General features: G+C 70.7%; 6 protein-coding genes. 5 read left to right on the top strand and 1 reads right to left on the bottom strand.

What is annotated here, in order from left to right; genetic code table 11:
• Nucleotides 1–103 precede the first annotated feature (103 nt).
• Nucleotides 104–1585 (top strand): serine/threonine-protein kinase, encoded by a 1482-nt coding sequence (locus tag OHA73_RS05075; RefSeq protein ID WP_327654337.1) that lies wholly within the window; start codon nucleotides 104–106, stop codon nucleotides 1583–1585.
• Between the two features lie 46 nt (nucleotides 1586–1631).
• Here the strand turns inward: OHA73_RS05075 and OHA73_RS05080 are convergent, their stop codons facing one another.
• Nucleotides 1632–3761 (bottom strand): N-6 DNA methylase, encoded by a 2130-nt coding sequence (locus OHA73_RS05080; RefSeq protein WP_327654338.1) that lies wholly within the window; start codon nucleotides 3759–3761, stop codon nucleotides 1632–1634.
• 473 nt (nucleotides 3762–4234) lie between these two features.
• On the opposite strand from OHA73_RS05080, the gene OHA73_RS05085 reads away from it, so the two are divergent.
• The 4 genes from OHA73_RS05085 to OHA73_RS05100 all read left to right on the top strand — a co-directional run bounded on the left by OHA73_RS05085 (nucleotide 4235) and on the right by OHA73_RS05100 (nucleotide 20270).
• Nucleotides 4235–10174 (top strand): DEAD/DEAH box helicase, encoded by a 5940-nt coding sequence (locus tag OHA73_RS05085; protein ID WP_327654339.1) that lies wholly within the window; start codon nucleotides 4235–4237, stop codon nucleotides 10172–10174.
• Complete coding sequence (locus tag OHA73_RS05090; RefSeq protein ID WP_327654340.1) at nucleotides 10171–12471, top strand: hypothetical protein; 2301 nt, start codon at nucleotides 10171–10173, stop codon at nucleotides 12469–12471. Before OHA73_RS05085 ends, OHA73_RS05090 begins: the two co-directional genes overlap by 4 nt.
• Nucleotides 12472–12542: 71 nt before the next feature.
• Nucleotides 12543–18758 (top strand): hypothetical protein, encoded by a 6216-nt coding sequence (locus tag OHA73_RS05095; RefSeq protein WP_327654341.1) that lies wholly within the window; start codon nucleotides 12543–12545, stop codon nucleotides 18756–18758.
• Nucleotides 18759–19157: 399 nt separating this feature from the next.
• Complete coding sequence (locus tag OHA73_RS05100) at nucleotides 19158–20270, top strand: tyrosine-type recombinase/integrase (RefSeq protein ID WP_327654342.1); 1113 nt, start codon at nucleotides 19158–19160, stop codon at nucleotides 20268–20270.
• Nucleotides 20271–20633 lie beyond the last annotated feature (363 nt).

Here is a 20633-nt window from a genome sequence, read left to right on the forward strand (position 1 = left end):
GAGGCGCAGTCGGTGGACGACCCACCGGAGGGAAGAGCAGACGCGCGCCGTGTCCCCGTGTCGGGACAGCGGACACGGGACGCTTCAGAGGCAAGGGGCGGGTATGCAGAAGGGCTACGTACTGGGCGGCCGGTACGAGCTGATCGAGCACCTGGGCAGCGGCGGCATGGCCCATGTCTGGCGCACGAAGGACGGGCGCAGCGGGCGGGAGGTCGCCGTCAAGTTCCTCCGTACCAACGGCGATTCGGCGGCAGCTTCGACGGACGACGAGATTCACTCCGAGCTCGATCATGCGCGGGGACGCTTCCGCCGGGAGGGCGCGCTCCTCGGACAGCTGCGCCACCGCGGCATCCCCGAGCTGTACGACCAGGGCGTCGACCACGGCGATCCCTACCTCGTGATGCGGCTTGTCGAGGGCAAGGCGCTGAACGACTTCATGGACCAGTACACCCTCACCGTCGGGGCCTGCGCCGCCATCGGCGTCCAGATCGCCGACGCTCTGGCCTGTGCCCACGATCTGCCGGTGGTGCATCGCGACCTCAAGCCGTACAACTTGATCATCGATGAGTACGGCATCGTCGTTCTCATCGACTTCGGCATCGCCAAGCCGCTCTGGCCGGGCGTCACCGACTACACCCGGCACGGTTCCACGGTGGGCAGCCGGCACTACCAGGCCCCGGAACAGCTCCTGGAACGCCAGATCACCCCGAAGACCGACCTGTACGCCTTCGGCTGCGTCCTGTACCACCTACTGACCGGCCACATGCCGTTCTCCGGGGACCGGCTGACGGACCAGCACGTGCACGACCTGCCGCTTCCCCCCACCTGCCATGTCGGGCACCTCCCGGACGAGCTCGAGGAGCTCGTCCTGCGACTGCTCGCGAAGCGTCCCGAGGACCGGCCCGCGGACGCACGCGAGGTCGCCGAAGTGCTGCGCCGGTACGCGCCGCGTCCCGGCGATCCCGCCCCGGATCCCCGGCTCGAACCGGACCCCACCCGGCCACTCCGCCTGCCGGACGACGCGCAGTACGAGCGGCCGACGGCTCCCGGATCCCCGAGGCCAGCGGCTTCCGCCCGTCGGCGGCGTGCCGCCTTTCTCAGTCGCCGCACCTTCGACGAGGCCGTCGCGCGGGCCCGCGCGGAGACCGACTCCGGAGAGCCGAAGGGCGCCCTGGACGCACTCGTCGAGCTGCTGCCCGCAGCCAGACGCGACTGGGGCGCCTCCGACCAGGCCACCCGCGCGGCACTTCGGGTCGCCGCAGACGGCATGCGTGTCGTGGGGCGCTACCGGAAGGCAGTCGAGCTGTACGAGCGCATGGCGCGTCCGCCCCGGGACGGCGAGGCTCCGGAAGATCTGGCGGACCGTTTGGAGGGCACTCTCGGAGCGGCGGAATGCCAGATGCCTTTCGGCGACCCGTTCCCGGCACTGGAAGCGCTGGCCCATGTGATCGGCGCGCTTGCCGAGCGCCCTGAGCTTCCCGTTCCGTACGCCCGACGCCTTGAGGTCCGTTGCCGTGAGGTCGCCTTCGAACTCAGGCAGCTCGAATTCGGCAGCCAGGTGGACGAGTTGCTCCGGAGTCTGTGAGGCAGACCCGTCAGGCCGCTCGCGGACCGGTGGGGCCTGGCCGAGGTTACGAGGCGGCGGGGCCCCATCGCCCTGCCGCGAGCCCGTCGCCGAGCCCCCGGACGACTTCCTCTCCGGCCGCGGCCACGGAGCGGAGTGCTTCCTCCAGAGCGAGGAGTTCACGGAACGCGGTGCCGTAGCGCTTCTGCTCAGGCAGCGCGAGCTGCAGGATCTGGAGCTTGCGGACGTCGATCCGGGCCGAACTGGAGGTGTGGGTCCCGGCCTGCCGCATGTTCGCGGGAGCGCGAAGGCATCCGGCGAGGAACCACGGGTCGAGGATGTCCTGGTCCGGGCGCAGTGCGTTCAGCTGCGAGCCCAGCACGAGGGGGGATTCCGCCTGAACCCACACACGGTAGGCGCGTTCCACACCGACCACCACGATGTCTCCGGGGTCCGCCAGGGTGAGCTTGCCTGCCCGCACGCCCGCCGCCACCGCGTCCTCGGGCAGCCACCCGCCCGGCGCACCGTTCAGGACCAGATCGGAGACGTTGAGGACAGGCACCGCACCAGGTGGGGCCTCGCCTTGCGACACCTCGCCCGGCGGCGTCTGGCCCGCCCTCAGCCGAAGTGCGCGTGCACGATCCAGCTCGGCGACCGTAACGGTGTTCACGCCCCTGCCTGCCGTCGGCAGGCCGATCTTCGCGAGTGACCTGGACCGGCTGCGCGCCTCGTTGAGCAGGCCGTCGAGGCGCCCCCACGAGTCATGCAGCCCGGCCTGGGCCTGCTCGGCCGACTCCGGCACGTACCGGGCTGGCGTGAGGTCGGTCTGCTCGTCGAGGAGTTCCATCACGGATACGGAGGCGCAGCGCTCGGGAAGTTCCGCCGGCTCCCGGCCGGTCCGACCCTCGTACCAGCGATGGGAGCGGACGGCGTCGAGAACCCGGCCGCTCAGCCACGTCCAGTCGATGCCCTGAGCGCCGCCGGCCGCCCCCGGCGTGGCGGCGGCATCCACCATGAGCACGCGCTCGGCCGGTCCGCCTCCGCCATCGGGAGCGCAGAGGACCCACAACTGGAGGGAGACACTGTGGGGTTGGGCTGCTCCGGGGGGCAGGGCCACCACCGTGCGCAGGGCGCCGGTCCGCAGCAACGCACCGCGGATACGTCGCCCCGCCCGGCGGGAGGCCACGGCCGGAGGCACGAGGACCACCGCGACACCGCCAGGTGCGAGCCGGGCGAGTACGTGCTCGATCCAGGCGAGTTCGGGCTCGGTCCGTGGCGGGAGGCCGTAGGACCAGCGCGAGTCGGTGGCCAACTCCTCGTGGCCCCAGTCGCGTTCATTGAAGGGCGGATTGCACAGGACGATGTCGGCGCGCACCTGGGCGTAAGGGTCGTCCCGGATCGAGTCGCCGGCCGTGATAGGCCTGGTGTACTCCGCCGCAGCGCCCGGCCGGGCGACAGAGCCGCGCCGATCAGTGGCGCCGGCTCCATCCCTGTCTCCGCCTCCGTCCCCTAGGGCAAATCCCACCCGCACCGCGGCCAGTGCCGCGAGCGTCGGATCGCGGTCGACCCCCCAGAGTGCTACCTCACGCCCGTTCAGCAGGTCGGCCGCAGCCAGGAGGAGTCCACCGGTGCCGCACGCGGGATCGAGGACCGTGACAGGCCCGGCATCACCGCCCCCGTTGCAGCTCACCTCCAGGGCGATGTCCGCCATCAATCGCGCAAGGGCATCCGGCGTGGTGCTGACCTGGCGTACATGTACGTCGAGCCAGCGCGAGAGCAAGAAGGCGAAGGTCTCCTGTCCGCCTTCACTCCGGGCCGTCTCGACCGTGGCCTCCACCACCCGGACCGCGTCGCCCGTAAGGGCTGCGACCTCAGGAACCGGCCGATCCCCCAGTCTGGTCCCAGCCAGCACCCTTACCCCGGCCTCCGCGAGAGCCGCGCCCATCACCGTACGGTCGCCCAGGACCTCGTACTGCGGCCACAGCCGGTCGAGCGGCCCGACCCGTTCGATCTTCCCCTGCTCCTGAAGCCATCGCTCGATGCCGGAGAGGGAGAACAGCGGGCCGGCGTCCGTCCCGCCGACCGGATCGGGGAAGGTGGCGTGGCGACGCCGCCAGTTACTGACCGCCGCCCGGCCGACTCCCGCGATACGCGCGATTTCCGCCAGAGTGACGGGTACGTCGAGCGGGTCTGTCATGGAACTCTCCGAGCGGGTAGTCGATTTCCGGCCAGGCCTGGCGCGGAACGGCCGCAGCGTAGCGGAGGCATCATACCGCGGCTTCGTCATTGACAGAGTTCACAGTCAATTCCGCCAGCTGGCGCCCCACACGCCCTCTGCCCTCCTACACTGGGCGGTCCGGCTGGCCACCGATCACATCCGGGAGCTCCAGCGAAGACAGGTCCTGAAGCGCTTGCCGATGCCCCCGGGCTGACAGGGGCAAAGGGTCCGGATCGTTGAATGCCGGACATGGCGACACCATGTGACCGAGGATGTCGCCGGGGGGGTCCCGTCGCCGGAGTGACCTGCACCGATATCGATGCGGAAGCGACAGGGCGACGGTGACGAGCAGATGTGTGCGGGCGGGGAGCATCGACTCTCCAGTGGGGAAGGGCGGGGCGGTGCGCGAAGAAGCGAGAGTCTCGGCGGCGGCACGGAAAATCGTGGCGCTGGTGGGAGAGCACGAGAGCGGACTCGACCAGGACACGATGGCCGCGATCGTCAAGCGGCGATACCCCAGGTTTCCCGAAGGACGCCTGGGACCGCTGCTCGCGGAAGCGGTCGGGGCCGGTCTCCTCGTACGGACGGGCGCGCGGTATCGGTCGGCCCCGGCGCCTGAGCCCGCGTCGGTGAGTACGAAAGCGACGCCGGGAAAGGAAGCGACGCCAGGCACGGAAGCTGCACCGGAACCGCAGGCGCGGCGGCCCGACGGCGCACCACTGCGCGCTGTCGCCCTGGACATCGAGAGCCTCGTGCGCACGACGGCCGAAGAGCCGTACGTGGAACGGCAGGTCTACGAGATCGCCGTGGTGCGCACCGGCACGGACGAGGCCTGGGTGCGGGCGGAGCCCGACCGGCAGCGGTTCCTGCGGATTCCCGGGGCCGCCGACGCGCTCCGTGAGCCGCGCGTCAGGGCGGACGTGGAGCGGTACGGCATCGAACCGGCGCAGGCCTGGGCGGAGTTACGCGCGTGGGTGGCGGACGCGGACGCCGTCGTCGCGCACAACGGCACGGGGCTCGACTTCGCCGTCGTCCGGGAGGCGGCAGAGGCGGCCGGTGTCCCCGATCCGCTGGCGGGCCTCCGCACCGTCGACTCGCTCTATCTCGCGCACGCCCTGTGGCCCACCGCGCCTTCGCACCGCCTCCAGGACCTGGCCCCGCAACCGGTCGGAGCCGGCCGCGCGCACACCGCCCTCGGCGACGCCCGGCTCCTCACGGCGCTCCTGGAACGAGCAGCCGCACGCTTCGCCGGGCTCGGTCCCGAGTGGTCGGACCTCATCGCCGACAGCTGCCCCGACTCGACAGGATGGCGGCTGCTGCGCGAGCTGGCCCACGGCCACCGGTCCGTCGAGCGCACACCGTTGACCTGGGACGCGAGCCAGGTCGCCGAGCTGCTCGGCGACGGCCTCGCGCCGCGCACGCCCCGGCGTTGTGACGCACGGCAGTCCGCGGGGCGTGCCGCCGTGACGGTTCCGGACTCGTTACGTGGCGCCGACGGCCGGGTCGACCCCACCGCGATCGCCCGCGCGGTGCGCGACGAGCAGGTCGAACCACGCCCCGCACAACAGCAGATGACCACAACGCTCCACGCGTGGGCCGACCGTGGCGTGTGCGGTCTGATCGAGGCGCCCACCGGCACCGGAAAGAGCTTCGCGGTGCTCGCGGCGGCCCTGGACTGGCTCGCAGGAGACGACCGCCGCACGGCCGTCATCGCGACGTACACCAAGCAGTTGCAGAACCAACTCGCCGGTGACCTGCTGGCACTCCGCCAAGCGCTGCCCCGGCTGCTCGGCGTCACCGACCTGGTCAAGGGCCAACGCAGCAGGCTGTCACTCGCCGCCCTCACCGCCGTACTCGCCGAATCCACCCGGAGGACAGGAGCCCCGGCGCGTGCGCCGCGAGGGAAGGGCCGGCCGCCGCAGCCGGCGCGGCGCGGCCGGGCCCGTTTCGGTGGCGACCCGCGCTACCGGGAGCTCGCCGTCTACCTGGCGCTCCGACTTCTCGCCTCGCCCGAGCCCCCGCTATCCTGGACCGCGCGCTCCGTCGACCCGGTCGATCTGCCCGCCTTCTTCGGCCAGTACGCGGGCCGCGCCCTGCCGCTCTGGCTGGAGTCCCTCTCCCAGCGGGACGGCGACCTCGCCCCCACCGCAGCCAATCCGCTCGCCGCGCACACCGACTCCGTGCGCGAAGCACTCCAAGGGCACCGGCTGGTCCTCGCCAACCACGCACTCGCGGTATCCCACGTGGACGATCTGCGTGCGCTCGGATCCCGCACCCTCCTTGTCCTCGACGAAGCACACGAGTTGGAGAACGCCGCCACCTCGGCCCTGACCGTGAGCGTGGACCACCAGGATCTGGAATCCCTGCTCGCCGACTACCGCGGATGCTTGTCGGAGGCACGTCCCGGCGCCGGCCGGGACCGGGCAACCCAGGCCCTCGCGGAGCTCGACCGGCTCCTCGACGACGAACGGCTGCCACGGATGGCGGCCCGTGCGTTCGACGCCCATGGCCGCGGTGTCGGCGCCCGGGTCGGCAGCCGGGCGGCAACGCTCGCAGGCCCGTACACCGGCACCGCCGGCAGCCGCGGGGCACGCGACATGGCCCGGCTGCTCGCACGTATCGCCAAGGCCGCCGCCGTCTGCCGGAACACGACTGAGCAGTACGCCGTGGAGCACGCGGCCACGCTCGACGTTCTGGAACGCGAGCGGATCCGCGGCCTCGTCGCGCACACCGACACCGTGCTGACCGCCGTGGACCGCATCACCAACGACGTGGACCGCCTACTCGACCAGGCGGCCGCCCTCGACGGCGAACCGCCCTCACGCGTCGTCTACCTGGAGGAGCTCGCCGAACCCGCCGTCGACCTGCGCGCGTACCGCTTCCGCATCGCCGGCAGTCCCGTCGACCTGCCGGCCGACCCGGAGTGGCGCAGGTTCCTCGCCTCCTTCGACCGCGTGGCCTACGTCTCGGCGACCCTGCGGGTGTCCGGCGCCTGGGACTTCGTGCGGGACCGGCTCGGCCTGGCACCGGACATGCCCGCCCTCGCGCTGCCTTCGCCCTTCGACCTCGGCGCCCAGGCCGAGCTCGTCTGTTTCGCCGACTTCCCCTCCTGGGCCGAACAGCAGGAGGGTGCGCTGCGCACGGTCGCCCACCAGCTCGCGGGATTCGCCAGGGAGACCGTCCGGCCGCGGCACGACGGCCGGGGACACGACGGCGGGGGCCTGGTGCTCACCACGGCGCGCGCGACCGCCGCAGGGATCGGCAGCCACCTCCAGCGAGAGCTGCGCACCCGTGACCTGGACACACCCGTCGTGGAGGCACTGCCCCTCGGGAACGGCCGCGCCTACACGGAGTTCACCGACCCGGAGAACGGCGGCGGCTTCCTCGTGGGGACCAAAGGGCTGTGGCAAGGCGTCGATGTGGCGGACGAGGACCGGATCCGTCTCGTCTGGATCAACAAGCTTCCCTTCGCGCCGTTCGCGGCGCCCCTGATCGAGGCCCGCCGTTCCGCCGTCCGCGAGCGTGCCGCCACAGCAGGCCACCCCGACCCGGAAGGGGCCGCGACCGAGCAGTACTACCTGCCGCTCGCCGCCCTGCAACTGCGCCAGGCGGTCGGCCGGCTCATCCGCTCCGGCCGGCACCGGGGTGTGATCGTCATCAGCGACCGAAAGCTCGCCGGGCACAGCGCACTGCGCCGCTCGTACCGCCGCGCGTTCCTCGGGAGTCTCGACGAGGGGCTTGTCAGGCCCTGCCCCGACACCGGCGATCCCGTCGGCGGCAACGTCGTGCCCATGGCCGAGGGATGGCGTCGCATCTGGGCCTTTCTCGCGGCCCAGGGCGTCATTCCGCCGTCGCGCGCCGAGGACCTGTGCACCGCTGCCGCGCTGGACGAGCAGGCGCTGCTGCCGCACACCCGCCGGATCCGCAACCTCGCACTCACCGCCCCCGAGGCCGTGAAGCTACGGGAGGAAGGACGGCTCACCGAGGAAGTGCTCGACCGCTGCGAGCAAGTGGCCGGGCTGCTGCGGCTCACTGACGAGCCGGTACCGCTGCGGCGGGGCCAACGGGCCGTCATCACCGCCGTGGCCGAGGGACGCAACGCGCTCGGACTGCTGCCCACCGGGTTCGGCAAGAGCTTCACCTTCCAGCTTCCCGCACTGGTGCTTCCGGGAGTAACTCTCGTCGTCAGCCCGCTCGTTGCACTCATGCACGACCAGGCGCTGGAACTGAACCGCTCGATCGGCGGGGCGGTCCGCGCGCTCGTCTCTCCGATGCGGGAGTCCAGCAGCAGAACCGGCAAGACCGAGGTCGCCGACCAGCTCGGCGGCCGGCACGACCACGGCATCCGGCTCGTCTACATCAGTCCGGAACGGCTGTGCCAGCGGCGGTTCCGTGAAGTCGTACGACAGGCCGTCGCGGCGTGCCGGGTCACCCGAATCGCCGTCGACGAGGCACACACCTTGGCCCAGTGGGAGGACTTCCGCCCCAGCATGCGCCGGGTCAGCCGGTTCCTGGACGAGCTGCGCCGCGACCACGGGCTCGGCGTGACCGCGGTCACCGCGACCGCGAACCGGACCGTGCACGCGGCGCTGCGCGAGGGACTCTTCCGGCTGCCGGGGGACATTCCCGCGCCCGGGTCGACGGCCGAGCAGGCCGAGGCCGGGCGGGCGGGGGTTCAGGGCAGCCTGGTGACGGTGCGCGAGAACCCTGTCCGGCCGGAACTCGCCATACACCGGCGGTCGTTGGGGAGGCTGGGGCCGGGCGGCACGGCCGGGCTGGTGGAGCGGGTGACGGACGCCCTCGACGGGCACGCGATCTTCTACTGCCTCACAGTCAAGGAGGTCACCACGCTCTATACACACCTGCGCGAGTACGTCGGTGACGCCGGGGTCCGTGTGCTGCGCTACCACGGGAGGCTCACCGAAGCGGAGAAGTCCGCGGTGATGAACGAGTTCCGGGACGCACCGCGCGAGGGGGACGAAGGGTTCGCGCCCGTGGTCACCGTCGCCACGTCCGCCTTCGGCCTCGGCATCAACCGGGACGACATACGCACCGTGTTCTGTGTTTCGCCACCGACCGACCTGGCCGCGCTGTACCAGCAGATCGGACGCGCGGGACGGGACCACGCGCAGCGGGACGGTACCGGTGACGGACCGTCCAACACGGGACTCGCACTCGCCAGCGACCGCGGACTGCGCCTGGTCCGCTTCATGACCGCCGCCGAAGCCGGGCCCGGACTCCTGAGGAGGATGGGCAGGCTCGTTCTCGCGCAGGACGGGGGCAGCTTCGATCCGGCCGAACTCGCCGGTCGGCTCATGGCCCAGGACGCGGCCGCCGGCGTGCTGTCCGAATCCGATCTGCGTGATCAGCACACCCAGGACCGCTACCGGAGCGGTGTGCTGCGCGCCTTCAGCACGCTCGCCGACCTCGGCGCGGTGCAGGATCTTGGCGACTATCCGCCGGTGTGCGCGGTCCGTCCCGGGGAGCTCGGCCCGAGCAGCGACCCGGTCCGCCACGGAGTCAACGGGAAGGCCGACCGCACCGACGAGGGCCATGTGATCGACACCGTGCTCGGCAGCGTGAATCCGGCACGCACCGACGTACGCCTCCTCGACCGTGCCCTCGCCGAAGGCGACCCCGGCTACCGGTCACTGGCCGACTCCCCTGCTGCCACCTGGGAACTCCTCGCCGACCTGCACGACCGCGGCCTGCTCGACGTGTCGGCCGCCCCCAGCCGCCGCCTCGTGACCGGCCTGCGCGTCCTCCACAAAGACCTCCCTCCGGGATATCTCGAACTGCTCGGCCGGCGTAGTGCCCGCGCGGACCAGGAGATCGCCGTTCTGCGTGCCTTCTTCGACGCGCCCACCACATGCGCCCAGCGCCTCTTCGCGGACTACTTCGGTGTCCCCGATCTTCCGGAGGGCTGCTGCACCTGGGCGGGCCGCCGCTGCTCGGCGTGCTGGGAATCCGGCCGATGGCCCACCGCCGACCGCCGCCCCGCCGTCGCCCACGCCTTCGGCAGCCCCCGCCCCCACCTGGGAGGCGGCAGCGACACTGCCCTGCGGAACCAGCGCGTCGACCTCCAGGTGTACCGGCTGCTCCAGCTACAGCCCCAAGGCATCCACCCCCGGCGTCTCCTGCACGCCCTGCGCGGTGACGAGAGCGCCTTTCAGCCCGGCTCCGGCACGGTCGTCCAGCTGCCGAGGGCTCTCCGGGACAGCCGGCACTTCGGCGGCCGTGCCGACCTGACGCCCAGGGAGGTCGACGCGAGCCTGGCCCGGCTTGCCGAGCGCGGGGCCGCCGAGGAAGCCGGACAACGACGCTGGCGCGCGCTGCGCGCGAGCACGCCTGCGAGGACCGACGAGACCACCCGAAGGGGGAACCGACCATGACCGTGCCCCGTCCCGGACCTGCGACGCACACGCCGGTCTGGCAACCGTACGAAGAGGAACCGCTGCTGACCGCCGCCATGACCGGCGGCCCGGACACCACGCCCCCACAAGACCTCCGACGCCTGCGGCAGTACCTGGAAGCCGTCGCCGCGGAACGCGAGGGCCCGCTGCACACCGCGGTGGCCTTCAACGCGGCCTACTTCGGTTACGAGACCGGGGGCGAGAGGTACGGGCGAATCCCCCTGGATCCCGACACCTTTCCCGAGCTCAGGCTTCGCGGCGAGAGTCCGCCGCTCCCCGTGGGGGCGCTGGTGCGCATCGACACCGGGGACTGCAACACGCTGCTGTACGCAGAGATCGTCTATCGCGAAGGGCGGCACCCCGCCGCCGAGGAGGCGGACGACGTACCCGCCTGGCTGTCGGGTGCACCGGCCGGTGCCACGGACCCGAGGCTGCCCGCACCGGAGTATCGGCCCGGCGCGGGCGGACCCGCCGTCCGACGGGAGCTCCTGGTGCCGGACCTGACACTTTTCGGACTGCAGCCCACAGACGCCAAGTTGAGCGCACTGTGCCGTCAGGACAAGTGGCTGAACCGGCACGGACATCTCCTCACGGACATCCGGTACGCCTCCGCGGATGAGGCAGCGCGCAGCGACCGCGCCGCCTTCGTCGCATACCTGCTCACCTGCCAGCGCGAGGCCCTCCTCGCCGCCCACGTTCCCGTGCCGCTCGCCGTCCTCGCGGGCAGCACCGATGACGGTCGGCTCCAGCAGGCTCTGGAGGGCATACTCGATGTGATCGAGCACGCCTTGGCCGGCAGCGAAGAGCTCCTCTCGTGGCAGTCTTACGCCCTGCCACGACGCCGGGTCGCCGAAGGGCTCGGCAGGGACGGCGCGCTGGGCCGGCACGATCTCGCCACCTTGGCCGGATCACTCGAGCGGGCCGTGCTGCCGCGCCCGGGACACCGCCGGGCCGATACAGGGCCACGGTCGCTGTACACCGCGGTGGCCCCCTGGCTGACCTCTATCCGTGACGCGGGCGAGCTGCTCGACGGCCCCGAATACGCGGTCACCGTGTGCCGCGTCAATCTCGCCATGTCCCAGCACCTCGGGTCGGCCAAAGGAGGCCTTCTGGAGGAGTCCGACGTCCGGGTCTCACTCGACGACGCCTTCGAGAGCGGAGGGATCTGGCGCTCGCACCATCCCGGATCGGATGAGAAGGATGACGATCCGCTGACCCCGGCAGGACGGGGATGGACAGAGTCGGTCCCCCGGCCCGCGGAACACAGCGCACCGCCCACCCCTGCGCCTGAGCCCGAGCCCTTGGACGACCCGCTGGAGGACGACACCCGCCTCGGCGGTCCCCAAGACCTCCGCATCGGCGACAGCGAGGTCACCTGGCGGTTCCCGCTACGCCTCAAACACCTCACCGAAGGGACGCTTCCACTGCGCCCTCTGGTCCGCGAGGTGTTACGGACCGGGTGCGACGAAAACCGGATCGCACGCGTGGAGTTGCATCACCCGGGAGGCACCCTCGAGCCGGACGAGGAAGTACAGGAGACCATGCTCGACACTGCCACCGAACACGGCGAACTCAGTGGAATCAGCTGGCCGTTCGACTTCTTTCCGGGCCTGTTCATCACCGTCCAGTGGACCCGTGGCGCCCGCTTGTTCCGTCTGTCCACATCCGAGCTCGACGTCCCGGTGGAGGTGGACGGAGAGCTCGTGTCCCATGCGTACGACGCTCACATCCATATCCGTGAAACGGGTCCGGCCGCACGGCGACCCTCCGGCGCGGGACTCGGCGACCTGGTGTTGCGGACGGTCCGCCGGTGCGGCCGTCTCACTCCCGACGGGCACGCGCTCCTCGACCGTTCCGCGCTGCCGCGCACGGTGTACGGCGATGGCGCGACCGAGCATCAAAGCACGTCGATCCAGGCGGAGTTGAGCCGACTACTGACCGAAGGCCGATTGTTCTCAGCGATCGGCAGCCGGGATGCGGACGGTGTTCCGTGGCACCCGGCGCGCGAGGGCGAGGTGGTCATTCCGATCGTCGGGTACGACCCCGCGCCACGAGCGGTACCGCGCTCCTCGGTGCCGCGCACCGGTCCGGTGGCGAGGTCGACGGTGGCCGTCCACCACGTCAGCGGTTTCCTCAGGCGTCTGCCCGCGGGATGGGACCCGAGCGATGCACAGCGGGCCGCCTACCGGGCGCACTGCCGATGGATAGGCAAGGCGGACGGCGCCGAACTACCGCCGGGGTTCACCTTCGTCACCGAACACGACCGCAGAGGCTGATCCGCACCTCCCCTGCTCCGTCCTGTCCGCCAGGAACCGCGCGGATTCACCCAGCGAAGGAAGGCACGTCGATGAAGCCCCGCTATCCCGTCCGGAACCACCTCCCGTTCACTCCTCCAGACGTTCCGGAACACCTGCTCACCACCCTCTCCCAGGCGCTTTACGTCCTCGATCCGGTGGTACGCCCGACCCTGTCCGAACTCACCGTCAACGAGATCGAGAAGGTACTCAACTCGCTTGCGCAGAAGGACGGACAGCACCTCATGCTCCACCTCGGGCTACGCAAACTCGCACCGCGGCGCTTCGGCCCCACACTCAGCGAGCAGGTACTGAAGAGGCTGCAGGGGATATCAGACAGCGCAGACCTGGAGGGGGCCACGGCCCTCCTGACAACGCGAGTGATCCACGACAGCGTGCGCCAGGCGGTGGAAGAGCATGCCGGTCGGTCGGGTCCGGACAGGCCGTTGCGGTGGAGTGAGAACGTGCTGCGCCTGGCCGTCTTCTCCCATCTGACGGCCTCCGCGCTCGATGCGCGCGTCGTCCTGTGGGCCGCAGACAGGGACTGGCTCGGCGTCGAGGCCGAGAAGAGCGTCCTGGAGGCGATCCGTGCAGCTGCCGTGGACCTCGTGACCGCCACCCCCGGCTTCCCGGAGGATCTTGTGCCGCAGAGGCCGAGTGGTGACCGGCCGGGCCACGCGACACGCGAGCCCGAGGAGCCTGCAGCTGCTTCCCCTTCCGCGGGGAGGGAAGCCGAGGGAGCCGAGGAACAGGGAGGCAAGTACGAGGAACCCGTGCAACCTCCCGAGGATTCCACGCTCGAAGATGCGCGAGACGCTGTCGTCCGGGCGATGAGCACAGCGCAGGATGCGGTCGAGCGGATGCGCGGCGCACTCGCCGCCGGGAGCCCGCCGGGAGACGACGACCAACGCACGGTGACCGAAGTCGCCCCGGCCTTCGCCCGTGCACTGGCCCTGCTCGACGCCGCCGGGAGCCCCGGGATCGCACCGCGGTTGCTGGACATCACGGAAGCGACGGCGGCCCGGGTCGACGCATCGCGACGCGACACGCTCGCCCGTGCCCGGCTTGCAACCGTACGCATGCTTGTCTGCCCGTACGGGGGCCCGGTGGCCGATGTCCTCGCCGGGGCCCGGGAACAGGCCGAGGCTCTTCTCTCAACAACGGCATGGAGTGCGTCCGAATCGGACCGCGCACACGTCCTGGGGCTCCTCGCGGACCTGGTCGAGGTACGCGACCGGTCGGGTACAGGCCCGGAGCTGACCGAGGCGCAGCAGAAGCTTTCGGCGGCGCATGCACCGTACGCGGTGGCGGCCGTACTGCACGATCAGATCGTGGTGTCTGCACCCGCCGGGCTGTCGGTGCAAGCACCGACCCAGCGGAGTAACACTGTGCCGCAGCAGAGAGACACCACGGGGAAGGCGGAGGTCGCCAGAGAGCTGCCGGCCCATGCCACGCACGAAGGTGCGGACCCGGCCGTCACCGCCACGTCGCCGCCCGCGGCCGGCGACGGTTCCGGCGGGCTCGACGCCCCATCCGGCCTGCCGGGCACCGTCGCGGAAACGGCCGGTGGGACCTTGGAAGGGAGCGGCACCTCAGAGGACATCACGGCGACTGCTCCGGAGGACGACACAGAGACCAATCACTCTGCGGTGGAAGTTCACCCGCCGGCCGGCACGGACCCGACCGGTGGAGACAGCGCACGGCTCGTGAAGTCCATTGCCGCCGACATGCCGCCCACGGACGGCCCCGGCGAAGGCCGCACGGAGCGTCGTGCCGTACCCGGAAACCACACTTCGGCGCCACCCGCGCAGCACACGGCCGCACTTGGGAACCTCACCTCCGCCGGAGACGTCGAACTCGCCCTGGCGCGGCTCGTGTCCGAACGCCGCTTCGGACTCGCCGCGCACATCGCCGCAGCGGCAGAGCGTTCCAGGGCCGAAGTCACCGCGCTCCGGCTGGCCGGCGCGGTCACCGCACTGCGCACCCCCACGGACAAGGCGGCCGTCCATGTCGCCGAGCTGTTGCGGAACGAGGACCGGCTGGCCGACGCCGATGCCGACGGCGTACCTCTGGTTCTGCTGCCGAGCCTGGTACGGGCTGCGCTGGTGACCGGGGACCTCGTGGTCGGAGCCCAGTTGAAGACGCTCTCCACCCGGTTCTCCGGAGCCTTGGCCGAAATGGCGGCAGTGGTGGCAGACGCCACCCTGAAGGGCGCGCTGCTCGCCGTACCGCCCAGCACGGTCGTCGCCGACGTCTCAGGAACCGAGGCGAGGTTACGCGAGACGGTTGATGCCTGTCGCACGCAGCTGAAGGGAGTCCACCTCCGCTTGCCGCGGGCCACCCGTATGGTCAAGGGATGGCTCAAGCCCGAGGGCGAGCTCGGCTCCGCCCTCACCGCGATCGTGAACGGGGTCCCGGACGCGGAGGAACGCGCGCAACGGCTCGCGGACACCTTCTGCCGCAAGGCCGACATCGAAGCGTTGATCGACAAGGCCGATGCCGCCCTGCGCGGTTCCAGCGGCAGTGTCATCCAGGGAGCCGTGCGCACCGGTGCCAGGCAGTTCGTCGAGCGAACCTGTGCCACGGTCCGTGCCTGGCAGATCGCACGGCAGTCCGCCGCCCGGCACACCACCGACAACGCCTGGGCGTTCGACGAGGTCGCCGCGCTCCGGAACCGGCTCCTCGCTCTGCGGGGACAGGCGGTCGCGGACCTGGACTCGGCGGGCACCCGGACCACGCCTCTCACGCGAGCCGCCGCATTCGTCGCACGGGCTGTACTGACCGACGCGCTGGACGAGTTGGAGCACGGCGCGAGCGCCTCCTTGCCGCTGGTCACCGCGGACACCACGCGCGTACTCGACGCGGAACTGGAGAAGATCGCCCCGACCGCCGGCGACCTCCCCGACGACTCCCGTCACCGCCCTGTGGACCTGTCCACCCTGCTCCTCGCCGTGAGCACGACGTGGTCCGAGGCCATCGCATGTCTCCACGACCGCGACGCTTTCGCTTCGATCCGCGACATCTTCGTCCTCGCGGACCAGGGAGTGCTGCCGGACTCCCCCACGCTGACCCTCTCCGCGCAGGAACGCGAGGAGCTGCTCGAACGGGAGGCCCAGCGCTCGTCCCGGCTTCGGAGCCGAGCCGGGGAGCTCACCACGCTCCTTCATCTGGCACAGAGTGACGGCGCGCTGACCGTGGTTCAGGACGTGGAGCTACAGGAACTGCTCGCCGACGCCGGGCCGCACACCGAGTCCGGCACACCCCGCCCGCTCCACGCGATCCGGCACAACCTCGACCGCGTCGAGGAACTCCTGCCGCGCTACCGCAAGGAGGCGGCCGACCGGCTCCGCGCCAGGCTCCACGACCTTCCGGCCGAGCCGGCCGAGACCCGGGCGCGCATCCTCCGCTACCTGGAGGACGACAACCTGGCCACCGCGACCGAGCTCGCCTACTTCTTCGAGATCGGCGAACCCGAACCCGACATCACCAGCTACGAGTCCCACCTGGACGCCTTCCTCCCGGCCGTCCCCACGGCCCTGCCCGACGGCATCACCCCCGGTCTGATCGATGCGGTGCGCAGCAGGAGCAGCTACGGCGGCGCCCCGGCGCTCGACTACTCCGGACTTTCACGCGAGGCTTCGGAGCAGGCAGCCCAAGCCCTCGAACTCTGGTCGAAGTTGTCCGCCACGACCGCCATCAACCAGATCAACCCGCGCGTAGACCTCAGGCCCGCGCTCGCTCTTCTCGGGTACGAGGCCAAGAGCGCGGTCCCCGACCGTATGCAGGGCAGGGACCACCGCTTCTACGAGCTGACGGGCGTGCAGGTTTCCGGACGGGCCTGGGCTCCCGCGTTCGGCTCGCACATCGCGGATGCCGGGCGAAAACTGCGGACGCTTCTCCTGTGGGGGCGGCCCTCCGCACAGCATCTCCTGAGCCGCATCATGCGGGACCCCAGCGAGGACAGTCTCCTCGTCGTCCACTTCGGCACCATGGACGTCCGCACCCGTACCGAACTGGCCACAGCCTCCCGGAACGGCAGACCCGTCATGGTCGTCGACGACGCGGCTCTCGCCTATCTCACCGCGCGCGGGGACCGCCGTGCCGATGCCACCACCGAGACACTGCTGCCGTTCTCCGCCGTGAATCCGTACATCAAGGAGAAGCGCGGGCGCATCGGACGGGAGATGTTCTACGGCCGGGACCACGAGCGCAAATCCATCCTGGACCCGCAAGGAACGCAGATCCTGTACGGCGGCCGAGGTCTCGGCAAGTCCGCCCTGCTCGCCGACGCCGGCGACCGTTTCGTGGAGCAGCGCCCCGGCAAACACCTGGCCATCTACCTCAATCTCGACACGATCGGCATCAGCAGGAACAGCGCCCTGGGAGCAGCCGCCATCTGGTCCGCCCTCGCAGATCGGCTGACCAAGGCCGACGTGCTCGCGGAACCGCGTCGCAAGGAACAGAACCCCGACCACGCGAAACGGGTCCGTGAGGGTGTCGACCACTGGCTCATGCAGGACCCCGACCGGCGCCTGCTCGTTCTCCTCGACGAGTGCGACAACTTCTTCGAGGCCGACCTGCCCGACTGTACGGAAACCAGCAGGCTGCGCGGTCTCGGCGAACCTTTCCACGGTCGTACAAAGGTGGTGTTCGCCGGCCTGCACTCCGTGGTCCGCTTCACCAGCCTCGCCAGCAACACACCGTTCAACCAGATGACCCAGACCCCGACCGTCATCGGCCCGCTGGCGCCACAGTTCGCGGCAGACCTGATCGTGCACCCGTTGCGGGCCCTCGGCTTCGAGTTCGCGGGCGTCGACCTGGTCAACCGAATCCTCGGACACTGCTCGTACCAGCCCTTCCTGCTCCAGATCTTCGGCAGCAGGCTCGTCGACGTGCTGCAGGCGAAACGGTCACGTACGGATGCCCCGCCCCCGTACGTGATCGAGTCGGCGGACGTGGATGCGATCGAACGGGACCACGGTCTGCGCTCCGACATCCAGGCCGCATTCCGCGCCACGCTGGAACTCGACCACCGCTACAAGGTGATCGCCCTGGTTCTGGCCCAGCAGGCGAGGGAACACGGCCTCGAGACCCGGCTCAGCGACCGGGACATCCGAAGCGAGTGCGACTACTGGTGGCACGACGGTTTCGCAGGGCTGGACAGTTCCGGCTTCCGCGCCTATCTGGAGGAGATGGTCGGTCTCGGCGTCCTCGCCCCCAACCACGACGGGCGCGGCTGGCACCTGCGCGGGCCCAATGCGCTGCGCATGGTCGGCACAGCGCAGGAGATCGAGATGTGGCTGATCCGCGCGAAGGAGGACTGCCGTCTGGAGGAAGCCATCCTTCAGGCGAGCCGCCCCAAGTTGAACAGCGGCAGGTCCGCTCCGCTCACGGTCAACGAGATCCACTACCTGCTCGGCAACGGCGGCAACCAGGTCAGGGTCGTTCTCGGCACCGAGGCGACCGGAATCGACGCCGTCGAGGCGACGTTGCGCGAAGCCACCGGGCACACGGCGGGCTGGGCTACCCCGCCGATCGGCAGCGCCGGCGCGCATCGCACAGCGTTGATCGCCGGTCACGCCGGCGAACGGCGGCTACTGATCAGCGACTTGGCCAAGGGCGCCGACAAGCCCTGCCGCGAATCGTACGAGCGCGCCACCACGCTCTTTCCCACCGTGCCTGACGCCGGCCGTTCGGTCGTCCTGGTCTCCGGGCCCGAGCAGCTCGAGTTCTGGCGCGAGCGGCTCGCCGCGGACGCGGTCGGCGGCCAGGACACGGTGCTGGCCCTGCGCCGATACGACGCACGAGCCCTTCAGGGCTGGGCCGGAGCGCACAGTCTGTGTGAATCGGAGGAGCGGCTCGGCCGCCTCGCCGAGGTCACGGGCGGGTGGCCGTATCTCTTGAACCAGGCGCTCGACCTGCGTGCCCGGCACCACGGAGACCAGGACCGGATATTGCGGGACCTGTCGCAGTGGACCTCAGAGCGGGACCGGATGGAGGAATTCGCCGAAGCCACCGGGGTTCGATCGGACCAAGGACTCCTCCACACGTGGGCTGCACTGGTCGAACATCTCGGCACCGGCTGGCACCCGGACGGCGACTGTCAGGCCGCGGCCCAGCTCGCCGGACTGCCCGCCGACCAGGCCGCATCCACCCTGGCCTGCCTGGAAGCGATGCAGACCATCGACAGGGATGGCACGCTCCTACGCATAGAACCCCTCCTTCACCGGGTTCTCACCGCCCTGGGCGAGGTGCCCCGCCAGGACTGACCGAGCCTCGGGGGCCCTTCACCACCGACCTCCGCGCTGCGAAAAGTCCACTCCAGTCGGAGGGCAGTGGTCAAGGGCCCCCGATCCACGACCCGGTTCGGTCATCGCCACAGATTTCGTGGCGAGCGGTACGTCAAGGCCCGCGCCAGCGGGCGAAATCCTTACGATCGAGAGCCGCGTCCGAAGACGATCGACGCGTTCCTGGAGAAGGTCGAGGAGTGAGTCGCCTACCTCGCCATACCCCAGACATTCTCAGTACTCCGGTTGTTGCCGACGACCGACCGCGAGAAGGACGCGCCCGCACGTCCTGCCGGGGCCAAGGTGCCGCACGCCCGGTACCTCTCCCACGGTGCAGCCATGACATCACTCCTCCCTGCGTCACCCGATCACCCACCGACGGTGACCGCGACCGACCCAGCGCTCACGTCCGGGCAGCAGCCCGACACGAGCGTCGCCGCTCTGGCCACCGCGCTGCTGACGGCTCTGACCGCGGCCACCGGCCGCCCGGCACCCCGCCTTCCCGACGCCCCGTCTCTCGCCGGCTACGGCGCGCGCGTCATGGACCTCGCCCTCGCGGGCCTGGAACCGACCACGCGCGGGGCCTACCTCGCCGCCTGGCACCAACGCCTCCTGCCCGATCTGGGCGACGTGCCGATTGACCGCGTCACCTGCGGAGCGATCGACCGGGCCGTTCACGACTGGGCGACGGCGGGCCACCAGCAGTCCGCGATCAAGAACACTCTGGCCCTGCTCGCCCGCATCACCCGCCAAGCCGTCCGCGACGGCTGGCTCGCGCAACGTCCCCAGGCGCTCAAGGGATGGCAGCGCCTCTACCTCTCCACCCACGACACGGCCGACGACTCCCGCGGCCTGGCCCTGCCCGACTTCACCACGCTGCACCACCTCGCCGACGCACTGACCGACGCCTCCCACGACCGCTACCCCGGCTGGGGCCACGCCGTGATCTTCGCCGCCTGCACCGGAGCACGCATCGGCGAGGTCTCCGGCGTACGCATCAGCGACATCGACACAGGGCGCTGGATCTGGCACGCCCGCCGCCAGACCACCCCCGCCCCCGGCGGCCTCACCGACAAACGCACCAAAGGAAAGCGCGCACGCCTCATCCCCGTCATCGAGCCCCTGCGCCCCCTGCTCACCGCGCGCATCGCAGCAGCCCAAGCGGCGCCAGAGGCACGTCTGTTCACCGGCCCAGCCCGCGGCCGCATCACCACCGCAGGTCTCCGCCGCGCCACCCACTGGGACGACGTCACCCGCAGCCTCGGCCTTCCCCACCTGCGCCGCCACGACCTGCGCCACACCGCCCTGACGTGGATGGCCGACGCCGGTATCCCCCTCCACGTCCTCCAACAGATCGCAGGACACCGCAGCATCACCACCACCCAGCGCTACCTCCACCCCAGCATCCGCCACCTCACGACCGCGGGACAGACCCTTGCCGACTACGTCAACGGCAACTGCCGCCCCATCCCGGGAACCCCACAACGCTGGTAAGCCCCATCCCCGTACCACCGCCCAATCGAGCGCCAGAATCGAACAGTTGGGAGCACGTGGGAGCAGAAACAACTCGACCAGGCGGTAAGCCGCTCCAGAAACCCCGACATGCGGGATGAATGACCCGGCAGGAATGCGGGGCCTTTTGCCGCAACCCGCTGTGCGGCGCTGTAGCACGCCCTCAGGGCTCCTTCGCGTCCGCGCGACCCCTTACACCCGAGACATGTTGTCCATCGAACAGCGCCACGCCCAAGCAGAGCGACGACCTGCACAGACACGCGTCCGCACCACGCCACTCACGCCGCGTTTTCGATTCCGGGAGCACACGGGCTCCCACCACGCTCCCACCCGTCAAATAGACAA

Source organism: Streptomyces sp. NBC_00483 (assembly GCF_036013745.1).
Lineage (GTDB): Bacteria > Actinomycetota > Actinomycetes > Streptomycetales > Streptomycetaceae > Streptomyces.